Genomic DNA, 13,409 nt, shown 5'->3' with positions numbered 1-13,409 from the left:
GGGCACGGGACTACAGGGCACGGGCCCCGGAGTAGTGCGTCGGGTCAGGCCTGGACGGCGGGCTCGAGCTTGAGCATCTTGGCGATGACGTAGTCGAGCTCGGAGTCGTCGAAGATCTTCTTCCAGTCGTCCTTGATGATGGTGTCCTTGCCGTACTGGATGGCGATTTCGCAGGCCTCCGAGAACGGGTTGGAGCCGCGCAGGGCGTTGGTCAGGGCGATCTGGACGTGGCCGAACAGCATGGCCTTGGCGGCCTCTTCCGGGACACCGGCGGTGTGCACGGTCTCGTGCAGGGCTTCCTTGAGCAAGGTGCCGATCATGCAGGCGACGGTTTCCACGAGGGTGGGCTCGAGGATGGCGAGCTGCTTCACGGTGACCCAGTGGACGTCGATCACGGGGGCGTAGATGACTTTGATGGTGGCCTCGGCGGCGGCGCGGGCGGCCTCGGTGGCGTCCTCGTCGATCGCGGCAACCACGTTCTGCGGGGCGCCCTGGCCGCCGAAGGTGTCGGCCCATTCTTCCTTGGTGGTGCGCTCGAGGAAGACCGAGGGGTGGCAGGGGTGCGCCACGGCCTGGACGACGTCCTCGCGCTTGGCCAGCAGGCCGGCGTAGGCCGCGGCCGGGTCGAGGGTGAGCAGGATGGCGCCGGACTTCATCTGCGGGACCACGCCGTGGGACACGACGCCCAGGACGGTGTCCGGGACGGCGAGGATCACGACGTCGGCGTCCTTGATGGCGTCCTCGGTGGTGCTGATCGCCCGGCCCTCGGCGCGGACGCGTTCCTGGCCTGCCGGTGAGTTTTCGCTGTGGTAGACGGTGTGGGCGCTCTTCTGGAGGTTGGCTGAAACACGCAGCCCCATTTTGCCTCCGGCTCCGATGACGGCGACGGTCAATTGTTCTGCTGACATTTCAGTTACTCCTTAGGAAATCGAGGCTTTGCTGGGTCCACTGCTTTTCGAGGCGGATGGTCTCTTCTTCGGAGGCCTGCCACGGCAGCCAGTGCTCGATGATCTGGTTGATATTTCTTTCTTTGGGCTGCAGCTTCCCGGCCATGTAGGCATAATCCAGGAGGCCGTCGCCGAGGGGAGCGCCGGAGTACGTGAACCCGACCCACCCCTCCTTGCGGCTGAACGCAAAGTCTTTGATGTGCATGTTCAGGACATACGGCGCGACGGCGTCAATCACCTCGCGCGGGGATTCCAGCGCCGCCACGGTGTTCGCGGGGTCGCTGCAGATGCCCAGGTACGGGCTGCCCACGCGGGCGATGACGTCCAGGACGCGGGAGGTGGGGACTTGTTCGTAGGTTTCCACGGCGATCTTCACGCCGGCGGCCTCGAACTCGGGCAGGACCTCGGTGAAGGCGGCCACGGCCTGGTCCGCGTCCGGGGTGTGGCCCGGGACGTTGAACATGGTCCGCAGCAGCGGTGCACCCAGGACCCCGGCGATGTGCAGGAACTTCCGGAGATGGTCCGGCCGGATGCCCTTGGTGCCGAGCTCCAGGGCGATGCCCAGCGAGTCGGCCGTGGCCCGGACGGACACCAGGTCGGCGTCGGTCATGGCCTCCAGCGGGGCGTAGTCGCAGATCTGAAAGAGGTCCACGCCCAGGGCCGCGGTCTCGGCCAGTGCTTCGTCGAGGTCAAGCGGCGCGGAGACACGGTCCGAGAGCTGCCAGAAGAAGGCGTAACTGCTCAGGCCGATTTTTGAACCCTGGCCGGTCGTGGCGCTCATGCTGCCGCCGTTCCGGACAGGAGTCCCAGGCGTGCGGCGGTTTCGTCCAGGATGGTCCTGAGCGCCTGCGGGTCGTGGGCGAAGCGGCCCAGGAACAGCCCGGCGACGGCGGGATCGAGCCGGCTGATCAGGCCCGGGCCGGCGCTTCCGCCGTAAATGACCCGGCTGCCGGCCTGGCCGGGCAGTGAGCGCAAGTGCGCGTCCAGTCCGGCGATGACGGCGCTGATGTACTCCGGGGTGGCGGGTTCCGGGGCCCCGATGGCCCATTGCGGTTCGTAGGCCACGATGGTTCGGGCAGCCGGTCCGAGGGACCGTGCCCGGTTGAGCGCGGCGTCGATGTCCGCGGTGCAGTGCCGGATGGCTTCCTCCACCGAGCCGGGCTGCAGCTCCCCGACGCAGAGCACCGGGGTGAGCCGGTTGCGGTAGGCGGCGGCGGTCTTGAGCCCGATGGTCCGGTCATCCTCGCCGAAGATCCGGCGCCGCTCGGCGTGGCCCACTTCGGCGTAGCGTCCGCCGAGCTCGGACACGGTCCGGCCCGAAACCTCGCCGGTGTAGGCGCCCTCGTCCTCCCAGAAGATGTCCTGCGCGCCGGCGCCCGCCCCGGCCACGCCGAGGATCCGGGCTGCCTCCGGCAGCGCCGGCAGCGCGGGCAGGACAAACAGTTCAATCTCGCCGCTCTGCACGGCGGGGTGTGTCAGGGCGATCGCGGCGACCTCGCGGCAGTAGTCCAGCGTGCGCTGGTAGCCGAAGTACATTTTCAGGCTGACGCCGATGATGGCACCGGGCTGCGCTGTACCAGCGGCGCGGCCAGCGGCGCGGCCAGCGGCGCGGCCAGCGGCTGTGGCCGTTCCGCCTGCGGCGGTGTTAGCAGGAAGTGACACCCTCGTAGTCCTTAATCAGTGTGACTTTCTCGGCCGAGGCCGAGGTTTCGTCGAACGTGTAGGTCAGCCACTCGCGGGCCAGCCGGCGGGCCAGTTCCAGGCCGACGACGCGCTGGCCGAACGTGAGGACCTGGGCGTTGTTGCTCAGGACGGAGCGTTCGACCGAGAAGCTGTCGTGCGCGGTGACGGCGCGGACCCCGGGGACCTTGTTGGCGGCGATGGCCACGCCGAGGCCGGTGCCGCAGACCAGCAGGGCGCGGTCCGCCTCGCCGGCGGCGATGAGTTCGGCGGCAGCGATGGCCACGGAGGGGTAGGGGGTGTGGCTGGTGGCGTCGACGCCGACATCGCGGACGGACTCGACCAGCCCGTTGGCTTCAAGGTCCGCCTTCAGGGCTTCCTTGTATTCGAATCCGGCGTCATCGCATCCGATAACCAGGCGCAGTTTGGCGCTCATGCGTTCTCCTTGACTGTTTTTCCCTCGACTGTTTTTTCGAGGAGAGTGTTGTGGATTGCCCGGACGATCAGTGCCATGGACACCGCGCCCGCGTCCGGGGTGCCGAGGCTCTTCTCGGCGTGCGGGCGGGCCCGGCCCATGAGGGGCAGGAGCTGCGCGGTATCTTCCGCGGCCTGCTGCGCAACGGTGGCGGCGGCGCCCCAGGCCTGTGTGAGGGACTGCCCGGCGTCCACGCGGCCGGCGAGGGTGTCGCGGAACGGGACCAGGACGTCCACGAGGGTCTTGTCGCCCGGCGCGGCCTTGCCGAAGTCCATGATGGCGGCCGCGGCGCCGGCGACTCCGGCGGCGACAGCGCCGGCGTCGGGGGCGTTGGTGTTTCCGAGCGCATCCCCGACGGCCCGCAAGGCCATGCCCCAGAGGGCGCCGGAGGTGCCGCCGGCTTTGTCTGCCCAGGCGTCGCCGGCGAGGTGGAGGGTCGTGGCTGCCCCGGCTCCGCGGGCGACGGCGGCTGCCGCGGCGTCGACGGCGGCGCGGACGCCGCGTTCCATGCCGATGCCGTGGTCACCGTCGCCGGCCACCGCATCGATCCGGCCGAGCTCCTCGGCGTTGGCGTCCACCACGTTCTTCGCGGCGCCGAGAGCGGCCAGGACCCGTACGGCGCTGGCACGGGATTCGTCGGTAGCCTCCGGGATGGACGCTTCGATCTCGGACGGGTCGGTGAAGTCGGCGGCCTCGAGGGCGGCCGCGGTGACGGCGCCGCGGCGGAAGGCCGGGGCGTCGGCGGGCGCGTGCCAGAGGGTCTCGAGTTCCTCGTCGAGCCAGAACAGCGTGAGGGAGGTGCCGGCCATGTCGAAGCTCGTGACGAGTTCGCCCACCTGCGGGTCCACGGCGTCCAGGCCGGCCTCGGCGAGGAGCTGGGCGACGCGGCGGTAGACGACGAAGAGTTCCTCGTATTTGACACTGCCCAGGCCGTTGAGGATGGGAACCACGCGCGCACCCTTCACCTCGACGCCGTCTGGAACCTCCGCCAGGAGGCTGCTGACCAGCAGCTCGGCGAGTTCGTCCGCCGTCGGGATGCCCGTCTCGCCGATGCCGGGCTCGCCGTGGATGCCCATGCCGACGGCCATCCGGCCCTCGGGGACGGAGAACAGCGGGTGGTCGGCACCGGGCAGGGTGCAGCCGGTGAAGGCGACGCCGAAGGAACGGGTGCGGTGGTTGGCGCGCTCGGCGATCTCGAGGGTCTGGTCCAGGCTGTAGCCGGCCTCGGCAGCGGCGGCGGCCACCTTGAAGACGGTGAGGTCGCCGGCGATCCCGCGGCGCTTGGCCCGCTCGGTGAGCGGGGCGGAGGAGACGTCGTCGGTGACGGCGATGCTGCGGCAGTCGATGCCTTCGGCGCGGAGCCGGGCCTGGGCCTGGTTGAAGTGCAGGACATCGCCGGCGTAGTTGCCGTAGCCCAGGAGGACGCCGGCGCCGTTGTCGGCGGCCTTCGCCACGTCGTAGATCTGCTGCGCGGACGGGGAGGCAAAGAGGTTGCCCATTGCGGCGCCGTGGGCGAGGCCCTGGCCGACGAGTCCGGCGAAGGCGGGGTAGTGGCCGGAGCCGCCGCCGATCACGAGCGCCACGGTGCTGGGGGTGCTGCGCGTGTTGCGGGCTACGCCGCCGGAGACGCGCCTGACCCAGCGGCTGTGGGAGGCGACGAAGCCTTCGATCATTTCGTCAGCGAAGGCTGCGGGGTCATTGAACAGGCGGGTCATGGGGGTACTCCTGGAAGAGGGAAAGCTGCTTGGTGGGTGCCCGCCGCGGCCGTGTGGCACGCGGCGGGCACCGGTTTGGTGGGAGCGGGGCTGCGTCCGCTAGCGGGCGGCGGCTGACTCCGCGGCCTCGGGCTCCCCTGCTGTGGCTGAGAGGTCCGTGGCCGTCACGTTGGCAGTGCCCCTGCGGGCAAGCACCACCATGAGGATGGCCGAAAGGATCATGAAGCCACCCACCACGAACATGGGCACGTTGTAGCTGCCGGTCCAGTCCTTGAGCCAGCCGGTGACGTAGCCGGCGCTGAATCCTGCGAGGTTGCCCACGGTGTTGATCAGGGCGATCCCGGCGGCGGCCGCGGCTCCGGTGAGGAACTGGGTGGGGACCGTCCAGAAGTTCGGCAGGGCGGCGAAGATGGACATCGCCGTGAGGGTGATGACCGCGATCGTCGCTGCCGGCGATCCCGCGAAGAGGGCCAGCGGAATGCTCAGGCCGCCGATGAGGGCCGGGACGGCGATGTGCCAGGTCTTCACACCGCGCTTGGTGGCGTCCTTGGACCAGAAGTACAGGGCAAAGGCTGCCGGCAGGTACGGGATGGCCGTGATCAGGCCCTTCTGGAAGATGTCGAACTTGGCGCCGTACAGACCCTCGAAGCCGGAGATGATGGTCGGCAGGAAGAATCCGAGCGCATACAGGCCGTAGATGAAGCCGAAGTAGATCAGGGCGAGCATCCAGACGCGGCCGTTGCCGAAGACCGTGCGGACACTGACGTGCTTGTTGCCCGCGGCGGTTGCGTTCTTTTCCTGCTCCAGCGCTCCGGTCAACCAGGTCTTCTCTTCGGCGGTCAGCCACTTGGCCTTGGCCGGGGAATCCGCGAGGTAGAACCAGGCGGCGACGCCGATCAGGATGGCGGGGATGGCGACACCGAAGTACATGACGCGCCAGCCTTCGAGGCCGAAGAGGCCATGCTGCTGGATCAGGAGGGCGGCCAGCGGGGCTCCGATGACAGTGGTCAGCGGCTGGGCCAGGTAGAACAGGGCAAGGATCTTGCTGCGGTGCCGCGACGGGACCCACAGGCTGAGGAAGAGGATGGCGCCGGGGAAGAATCCGGCCTCGGCTACGCCCAGGATGAAGCGCAGGACGTAGAGCTGCTCCACGTTGCCCACCCAGGTGAAGAGCAGCGAGACAATGCCCCAGCTGACCATGATGCGGGCCAGCCAGCGGCGGGCGCCGAACTTGTGCAGGGCGAGGTTGCTGGGGACTTCCAGCAGGATGTAGCCAATGAAGAAGACGCCGGAGGCGAAGCCGAACTGGGCCGCTGAGAGGGCGAGGTCGGTATTCATGCCGTTGGGGCCGGCGAAGGAGATGGCCGTGCGGTCCAGATAGTTGATGAAGAACATGAGGGCGACAAACGGCACCAGCCGCACTGCCACCTTCTTGATTGCAGATCTTTCGACCACTGATTGCGTGGTGTCCACATTGACTCCTAGATGTTGATGTCCCGGCCGCCTCCTGCGCTGGAAGCATGGGGATTGGTCTCATCGCGTAGTTCTGGAGAGCTGGCCAGGCCCAACTAAGCGTGTGATAAAAACCATACGGCGTCCATCCTAAATTGGTCAACCGGTTGACATGTTTATTTCACAGACGGAAGTCTGCATGGCGCGGCTGGTCCGGGTTGTTACGCTTTGAAGGTGTCCGTAAATTCCGCCGCTTCAACGGCCAAAATAAGTGCCGCACTCGGTTCCATGGAGCAAGGCTCGGTTGTCTCCGAGGTCGCGGAACGCCTGCTTGGGTACTTCACGAGCGGCGAGATCGCCGTCGGGACCCGCCTGCCGGCCGAGCGCCAGCTCGCCGCCTCGCTGGGGGTCGGACGCTCGGCGGTCCGTGAAGCCCTCGCGGCGTTGGAGATCCTGGGGATTGTCATTGTCCGGCCGGGTTCCGGAACCTACCTTCGCGACGGCATCTCCGAGCTCCTCCCCCGCACGCTGAGCTGGGGCCTCATGCTGGGCGCCCCGCGCACCCGCGAACTCGTGGAGCTGCGCAGCGGACTCGAGGTTCAGGCCTGCCAGCTCGCCGCCCAGCGCATCACCGACGACGCCCTGGACCGGATGCGCGAAAATCTGGCCACCATGGAGCTCAACCTCGGGGACCTGGCAACGTTCGTGGAGGCCGACGCCGCCTTCCACCGCGAAATAGCCGCCGCGTCCGGCAACCAGGTGCTGCAGGAACTGCTGCAGAGCATCCGTTCGCTGCTGCGCATCTGGGTGGACCGCGCCTTGACGGATGAGGGGCACGCAGCGGCGGCCCTGGCCGAGCACCGGGAAATCTTCCGCGCGCTCGAATCGCGGGACGAGGCCGCCGTGACGGGAGCCATGCGCTCCCACATGGACACGGCCTCCCGGCGCCTCCTTGCCGGGTTCGACGCCGACCAGGGCTCCGCCGACTGACACCTCCTGACGCCGCGCCCCGGGTTCCTCCCAACGCCCCCCAAACGCCCCCCAACACGCGAAATCGCCCGAAACCTGCGGACTCGCCGGAAAGTTCCGGCGAGTCCGCAGGTTTCCGGCGACTTCGGCCGGGCAGTGGGTTAGAGGGCAGTGGGTTGAAGGGAAGGCGGTAGGGCTGGGCGGTCCCTAGGAACCGGCCGCCACGGGTGACTGCGCGATGGCGGCCAGTTCGACCGGAGCGGGCCGCGGTGCCGTGCTGGCGATCCGGACCGGCGCACCCGTGTGTGCCGACTCCAGCACGGACTCCATCACTTCCAGGGCGTGGAAAGCCAGGACACCCCCTGCCCGTGGCTCCTGGCCGGCCGGCGTGCGGATGAGGTCCGCGACGCCGAAGCCGCGCCCCGAGTCTTCGTAGCCGGCGGAGACCGGAAGGCTCTGCCAGTCCTCGGCGCCGAGGGCGAAGAGCTGCACGTCGCCGTCGAAGTGGTTGGGATCCGGGACCACGAGGGAGCCGTGCTCGCCGTGGATTTCGATGTTGGGGCTCTTGGTCTTCACGGCATCGAAGCTCATCACCAGCGTGGACAAGGCGCCCGAGGCGTGGACCAGGACGCCGGTGACGTGGGTGTCGATTGCCACGGGCACGCTCTGGCCAACGCGTGCGCCCGAGCCGATGGTCCGCTCGTCGCGGGTGTGGCTGGCGGCACCGATCACCGAGACCACGGGTCCGAGCAGGGTGACCAGGGCCGAGACGTAGTACGGTCCCATGTCCAGCAGCGGGCCGCCGCCGGGCTGGTAATAGAAGTCCGGGTTCGGGTGCCAGCGCTCATGCCCGGGCGTAACCATGGTGGCGGTCGCGGAGATGGGCCGGCCGATCAGTCCGTCGTCGATCGCCTTCCGGGCGGTCTGGATCCCGGTGCCGAGCACGGTGTCCGGGGCGCAGCCGACCACGACGCCGGCTGCCCGCGCAGCGTCGAGCACCTGGCGGGCCTCCGTGGTGGTTGCCGCCAGCGGCTTCTCGCCGTAGACGGATTTGCCGGCGGCAATCGCACGAAGGGCGATCTCGGCGTGCGCCGCGGGGATGGTCAGGTTCAGGACGAGATCGACGTCGTCGGCGGCCAGGAGCGCGTCGACCGTGAGCGCCCGAACGCCGTCGTACGAGTCGGCAACTGCCTGCGCCCGGGCCGGGTCAAGGTCCGCGACGGCGACGAGGTTGATGAGGTCATTGTCCTGAAGTCGGCGGAAGTTGACCAGGTACTGGGCGATGATCGCTCCACAGCCGATGATTCCAACGTTTGTTGGCCGGCCTGTGTCTATTGGCTGGTCTGTGTATATTGGCTGGTCTGTGTTGAATGGCTGGTCTGTGTTGATTGGCTGGTTCAGGTCTATCGGCTTGCCCACAGCAGGCCCCTTTCGATGATGGTGCGGACATTGCTGTCCTGGAGGACTTCGACGCGGTGTCCCGGGGTGCAGACGAAAATCCTGCCCTTGCCCCACTGCCGGGTCCAGATGGCGGGCGAGGTGACTTCCCGGTGCCAGGGGTCCCATTCGCGGACCTTCTGGGTGGTGGTGGCCAGGACGTCGATGTAGTCGTCGGCGAGGACCCAGTACTGTTCGGTGACGAGGTCGAAGTCGCCGAGGCCGGCAGTGATTGGATGCTCCGCGGCCGCAGGGAGCATGTTGACCGCGTACGGGACGTAGTTGTCAGGTTGCCCGCCCGTTCGCTCATCCGGGTGTTTGCCCGGGTGGCAGGCAAACTGGCCGCCGATCAGGTGCAGGTAGTCCGAGGTGTTGCGGTAGGAATCCGCGATGCCGCCGTGCCAGCCGGCCAGGCCCGTGCCGTTCTCGACGGCGGTGCGGAGGCCCTCGAATTCGTCCTTTTCGATGGTGGACATGGTCATGCACTGCATGATCAGGTCCACGCCGGCCATGTAGTCGGCATCGGCGTAGATCTTGGGCGATTCCTCCACCCGGACCTCGTAGCCGTTGGCTTTCAGGTACGGGATGAACTCCTCGGTGGCCTCAACGGGCTGGTGCCCGTCCCAGCCGCCGCGCACCACGAGCGCGGTTTTCTGATGGTTTGTCATGGGGATCCTCTGTTGTTGGTTTGTTGTGGCCGTGGCCGGCTCAGCGGGCGGCGAAGGCTGCATCGAAGGCGGCCGCGGGCGGTGTGATGGTGGCAAGTTCCTTGACCAGGGCGAGGGCCTGCGGTGCGCCTAGCAGGCGGTCCATGCCGGCGTCCTCCCATTCGACGCTTGTGGGTCCCTGATATCCGATCGCGTTCAGAGTCCGGAATATCGGTTCCCAGTTGACGTCGCCATGGCCGGCAGTGACGAAGTCCCATCCGCGGCGGGGGTCGGCCCACGGCAGGTGGGAGCCGAGCCGGCCGTTGCGGCCGTTGAGCTGGCGGACGGATTCCTTGATGTGGACGTGGAAGATCTTCTCGGCGAAGTCCTGCAGGAACATCACGGGGTCCAGGTCCTGCCACACGAAGTGGGACGGGTCGAAGTTCAGGCCGAAGCTCTCCCGGTGGCCGATGGCTTCCAGGGTGCGCTTGGCGGTCCAGTAGTCGTAGGCAATTTCGGACGGGTGGACCTCGAGGGCGAAACGGACCCCTTCGTCCTCGAAGACGTCGAGGATCGGGTTCCAGCGGTCGGCGAAGTCCTGGTAGCCGCGTTCGATCATGGCGTCCGAGGCGGGTGGGAACATGGCAACGCATTTCCAGATCGAGGATCCGGTGAACCCGGTGACCGTCTGCACGCCCAGCCTGGCGGCCGCGCGGGCCGTGGTCTTCATGGCCTCGGCGGCGCGGGCACGGACCCCTTCGGGGTCGCCGTCGCCCCACACATCGGCGGGAAGAATGCCCTCGTGGCGCTCGTCGATCGGGTCGTCGCAGACGGCCTGTCCGGTGAGGTGGTTGGCGATCGCGTGGACCTTGAGCTGATGCTTGTCCAGGATGTCCAGCCGGCCCTGGAGGTAGGCGTCGTCCTCGACGGCGCGCTGCGGGTCCAGGTGGTCGCCCCAGCAGGCGATCTCCAGGCCGTCGAAGCCCCACTCGCCGGCGAGCCGCGCCACCTCTTCGAAGGGCAGGTCGGCCCACTGGCCGGTGAAGAGGGTGATGGGTCGTGTCATGGTCTTTCCTCTCAGAGGGTGTGCCAGTGGCTGTTGTTGCCGGCGCTGGTTTCGATGGCGGCGAGGACTTTTTGGACCTGGAGGGCGTCGGCGAAGGAGGGTGAGGGCGGCCGGTTKTCGGCGATGGCGTGGATGAGGTCGACGGCCTGGTGGGTGAAGAGGTGTTCGTAGCCCAGGCCGTGGCCGGTGGGCCACCAGTTCCCGGTGTAGGGGTGTTCGGGTTCGGTGACGAGGATCTTGCGGAACCCGGCGTCGGGGCCGTCGGCGGCGTCGTAGACGGACAGGGCGTTCATGTCCTCGAAGTCAAAGGCCAGGGAGCCCAAAGTGCCGTTCAGTTCCAGGCGCATGGCGTTCTTCCGGCCCAGGGCAAAGCGGGTGGCTTCAAAGATGCCGATCGGGCCGGCCCCGTTGCCGGTTCCATCCCCGCCGGCGAAGCGGGCGGTGAAGAGGGCGGCGTCGTCCACGGTGACCGGCCCGCGCTCCGCGTCGGCGGCGCCGTGCCCGCCCAGGCCCACCAGGTCCCCGGCCAGGGGGCGTTCGGTGACGAAGGTTTCCATCAGCGCCGAGACTCCGGTGATGTTCCGTCCGGTGATCCACTGGGCGGCGTCGATGCTGTGCGCCCCGATGTCCCCGAGCGCGCCGGACCCGGACTTGGTTTTGTCCAGCCGCCAGGTCAGMGGCGCATCCGGGTCGCTGAGCCAGTCCTGCAGGTACTGGGCCCGCACGTGCCGGATCTGCCCGAGCCGGCCTTCGTCGACCATCCTCTTGGCCAGGGCCAAAGCCGGGGTGCGGCGGTAGCTGAACCCGCACATGGAGTACACGCCCCGGCCCGCCGCCGCKTCCGCGGCCGCGGCCATCCGCTCGGCCTCGGCCACGGAATTCGCGAGCGGTTTCTCGCACAGGACGTGCTTGCCGGCCTCGAGCGCGGCGATGGCGATCTCGGCGTGGGTGTTGCCGGGAGTGCAGATGTCGATCAGGTCGATGTCGTCCCGCTCGATCAGCGCCCGCCAGTCGGTTTCCACGGAGTCCCAGCCGTACTTGGCCGCCGCGGCCCGCACGCCCTCCGGATTCCGGCCGGCGACGGCCGCCAGTTCGGGAGCGAGCGGGAGGTCGAAGAACCGCGGCGCGGTCCGCCAGGCGTGGGAGTGCGCCGCGCCCATGAAGGCGTAGCCCACCATCCCCACCCGCAAGGGTTTCGGTTCAAACACAACAAGTCCTCTCTATTTGCTGAAACCGGCCGTGAGGCCGCTGAGCAGCTGACGCCGGGCGATCACGTAGACCACCAGCAGCGGCAGGGTAGCGAGCACGACGGCGGCCAGCACCGCCGGGATGTTGACGCTGAACTCCCCCTGGAACGTCCACAGTGACAGCGGCAGCACACGGGTTTCGGGGCTTTGGGTCAGGATCAGCGGGAACAGGAAGCCGTTCCAGACTCCGAGCGCGTTGTAGATCCCTACGGTCACCACGGCGGGCCGGGTCATGGGCAGCGCCAGGCGCCACATCATGGCCCAGTCGGAGCAGCCATCCAGCCGCATTGATTCGAAGAGTTCGTTGGGCACGTCCCGCATGAAGTTGGACAGGATCAGCACGGAGATCGGGATGGCGAAGGCAATGGAGGGCAGGATCAGGGCCAGCAGGGTGTCGTACATATGGGCGCGAGTGATCATCCAGTAGATGGGGATGATGGTCGCGTGCAGCGGGATGGCCAGGCCCAGCAGGAACAGGTTGTTGGTCCAGCTGAGGAACCTGCTCTTGCCGCGGACAATCGCGTAGGCGGCCATGAAGGAAACCAGGAGTGCCGGCACCACGCTGCCCACCGTGACGATGAGGCTGTTGGCAAAGTACCTGGCGAAGTCGTTCTCCACCACCAGTTTGTAGTTGTCCAGGGTGGGCTCAGACGGCGGCATCATCGGGTTGGTCGTGAAGAATCCGGCCTGGTTTTTCAGGCTCGTCACCACCACGTAGTAGACGGGGACGATGATGATGGCCAGCCAGAGCCAGCCGCCGAGGCCGCCAAGGAAGTTCGGGCGGGTCCGTCCCGGTCCCTTGGTCCGCGGGCGGGGCCTGGCGGCGGGGCGGGCGGGGGCCGAGGGCGGGACGGGGATCTGGGTAATGGAAGCCATCAGGCACCTTCCAATTGGCTTGCGTTGCGGTTCTTGCCGCCCAGCCGCTGCAGCAGCAGGGCGAGGGCCAGGCCGATCGCGACGAGGATGACGCCGAGGGCACTGGCGGCGCCCATGTCATTGGCTTTGAACCCGGTGAGGTACATGTGCAGCGGGAGCAGCCGCGTGGCGTAGCCGGGACCGCCGCCGGTGAGGACGAAGACGAGGTCAAAGTAGGCCAGGGAGCCGACCACCATGAGCGTGGAGGAGGTGATGATGGTGTACTTCAGCTGGGGCAGCGTGATGTTGAAGAACTGCTGGACCCKKCCGGCGCCGTCGATCTGCGCGGCCTCATACAGCGACGCGGGGATCTGGCGCACGCCGCCTTGGTAGATCAGCGTGTGGAACGGGACGAACTGCCAGGCGATGACGAAGACGACGACGAACAGCACCAGGTCCGAATTACCCAGCCAGTCCTGGGCCAGGATCGGCAGCCCGAGCCCGGCGCCCAGGCCGAAGTTGGGGTCCAGCAGGGCCTTGAACGCGATGGCGACGGCGGCCGAGGACAACAGCAGCGGCACAAAGTACAGGACGGCCAACGCGGCCCGGTACTTCTGGCCAGCGGCGGTGAAGACGCCCAGGAGCAGGCTGATGGGCGCCTGGATGATGAAGGAGAAGAACATGATCTTAGCCGTCACCAGCAGCGCGTTGCCGGTGACGGGGTCGGTCAGGACGGTTGTCCAGCTGGAGAGCCCCTCCAGCTTGATCTCGCCCAGGCCGTCCCACGAAGTGAAGCTCAGGAACAAGACGCCGAGCAGCGGAATGATGGCGAAGAGCAGGAAGAAGGCAAGGGCTGGCGCGGCCAGCCACCCCGACGGGCCCGCTTGAAGGGCCCGCCGGGAGGAACCGGATGTGGTGG

At 67.9% G+C, this 13,409-nt stretch carries 13 protein-coding genes; 1 reads left to right on the top strand and 12 read right to left on the bottom strand.

Annotated features, from left to right (window positions below):
• Positions 1–44 precede the first annotated feature (44 nt).
• The 6 genes from AC1DEY_RS21750 to AC1DEY_RS21725 form a co-directional block, all read right to left on the bottom strand.
• Positions 45–908: a phosphogluconate dehydrogenase C-terminal domain-containing protein gene (locus tag AC1DEY_RS21750; protein WP_476869800.1), complete on the bottom strand. Its 864-nt coding sequence runs from the start codon at positions 906–908 to the stop codon at positions 45–47.
• 1 nt (position 909) lies between these two features.
• Positions 910–1,728 (bottom strand): sugar phosphate isomerase/epimerase family protein, encoded by an 819-nt coding sequence (locus tag AC1DEY_RS21745; protein ID WP_476869799.1) that lies wholly within the window; start codon positions 1,726–1,728, stop codon positions 910–912.
• Positions 1,725–2,609, bottom strand: coding sequence for a triose-phosphate isomerase family protein (locus tag AC1DEY_RS21740; RefSeq protein ID WP_476869798.1), 885 nt, complete (start codon positions 2,607–2,609; stop codon positions 1,725–1,727). Before AC1DEY_RS21740 ends, AC1DEY_RS21745 begins: the two co-directional genes overlap by 4 nt.
• A complete protein-coding gene (locus AC1DEY_RS21735; protein ID WP_441411317.1) occupies positions 2,593–3,063 on the bottom strand; it encodes a ribose-5-phosphate isomerase in 471 nt (156 codons plus the stop codon). Before AC1DEY_RS21735 ends, AC1DEY_RS21740 begins: the two co-directional genes overlap by 17 nt.
• On the bottom strand, positions 3,060–4,817 hold the full coding sequence (locus AC1DEY_RS21730) for a dihydroxyacetone kinase family protein (protein WP_476869797.1): 1,758 nt from the start codon (positions 4,815–4,817) through the stop codon (positions 3,060–3,062). The genes AC1DEY_RS21735 and AC1DEY_RS21730 overlap by 4 nt, the downstream gene beginning before the upstream one ends.
• 99 nt (positions 4,818–4,916) lie before the next feature.
• Positions 4,917–6,290: an MFS transporter gene (locus AC1DEY_RS21725; RefSeq protein WP_476869796.1), complete on the bottom strand. Its 1,374-nt coding sequence runs from the start codon at positions 6,288–6,290 to the stop codon at positions 4,917–4,919.
• Between the two features lie 213 nt (positions 6,291–6,503).
• On the opposite strand from AC1DEY_RS21725, the gene AC1DEY_RS21720 reads away from it, so the two are divergent.
• A complete protein-coding gene (locus tag AC1DEY_RS21720; RefSeq protein ID WP_476869795.1) occupies positions 6,504–7,259 on the top strand; it encodes a FadR/GntR family transcriptional regulator in 756 nt (251 codons plus the stop codon).
• 186 nt (positions 7,260–7,445) lie between these two features.
• Here AC1DEY_RS21720 and AC1DEY_RS21715 read toward each other — a convergent pair whose 3' ends face one another.
• From AC1DEY_RS21715 to AC1DEY_RS21690, 6 genes are all read right to left on the bottom strand, one after another.
• Positions 7,446–8,573 carry a Gfo/Idh/MocA family protein gene (locus tag AC1DEY_RS21715; RefSeq protein WP_476869801.1) on the bottom strand — a complete coding sequence of 376 codons (1,128 nt, stop codon included), beginning with the start codon at positions 8,571–8,573 and terminating at the stop codon, positions 7,446–7,448.
• A 68-nt stretch (positions 8,574–8,641) separates the two neighbouring features.
• Positions 8,642–9,343: a ThuA domain-containing protein gene (locus AC1DEY_RS21710; protein ID WP_476869794.1), complete on the bottom strand. Its 702-nt coding sequence runs from the start codon at positions 9,341–9,343 to the stop codon at positions 8,642–8,644.
• Positions 9,344–9,383: 40 nt separating this feature from the next.
• Positions 9,384–10,388: a sugar phosphate isomerase/epimerase family protein gene (locus AC1DEY_RS21705; protein WP_476869793.1), complete on the bottom strand. Its 1,005-nt coding sequence runs from the start codon at positions 10,386–10,388 to the stop codon at positions 9,384–9,386.
• 11 nt (positions 10,389–10,399) lie between these two features.
• Positions 10,400–11,596 carry a Gfo/Idh/MocA family protein gene (locus AC1DEY_RS21700; protein WP_476869792.1) on the bottom strand — a complete coding sequence of 399 codons (1,197 nt, stop codon included), beginning with the start codon at positions 11,594–11,596 and terminating at the stop codon, positions 10,400–10,402.
• A gap of 12 nt (positions 11,597–11,608) precedes the next feature.
• Positions 11,609–12,511, bottom strand: a complete 903-nt coding sequence (locus AC1DEY_RS21695; protein WP_476869791.1) for a carbohydrate ABC transporter permease — start codon at positions 12,509–12,511, stop codon at positions 11,609–11,611.
• Positions 12,511–13,409: carbohydrate ABC transporter permease (locus AC1DEY_RS21690; RefSeq protein WP_476869790.1), on the bottom strand; the 899-nt coding region annotated here is incomplete at its 5' end. The genes AC1DEY_RS21690 and AC1DEY_RS21695, both read right to left, overlap by 1 nt.

This window comes from Arthrobacter sp. 05T47, assembly GCF_056395825.1.
This window is presented reverse-complemented; position numbering and strand designations above follow the sequence as displayed.

Bases quoted from the DNA above. Each gene is read 5' to 3' on its own strand.
- AC1DEY_RS21705 (WP_476869793.1), bottom strand. From the start codon at position 10,388: ATGACACGACCCATCACCCTCTTCACCGGCCAGTGGGCCGACCTGCCC.
- AC1DEY_RS21695 (WP_476869791.1), bottom strand. From the start codon at position 12,511: ATGGCTTCCATTACCCAGATCCCCGTCCCGCCCTCGGCCCCCGCCCGC.
- AC1DEY_RS21730 (WP_476869797.1), bottom strand. From the start codon at position 4,817: ATGACCCGCCTGTTCAATGACCCCGCAGCCTTCGCTGACGAAATGATC.
- AC1DEY_RS21750 (WP_476869800.1), bottom strand. From the start codon at position 908: ATGTCAGCAGAACAATTGACCGTCGCCGTCATCGGAGCCGGAGGCAAA.
- AC1DEY_RS21745 (WP_476869799.1), bottom strand. From the start codon at position 1,728: ATGAGCGCCACGACCGGCCAGGGTTCAAAAATCGGCCTGAGCAGTTAC.
- AC1DEY_RS21735 (WP_441411317.1), bottom strand. From the start codon at position 3,063: ATGAGCGCCAAACTGCGCCTGGTTATCGGATGCGATGACGCCGGATTC.
- AC1DEY_RS21710 (WP_476869794.1), bottom strand. From the start codon at position 9,343: ATGACAAACCATCAGAAAACCGCGCTCGTGGTGCGCGGCGGCTGGGAC.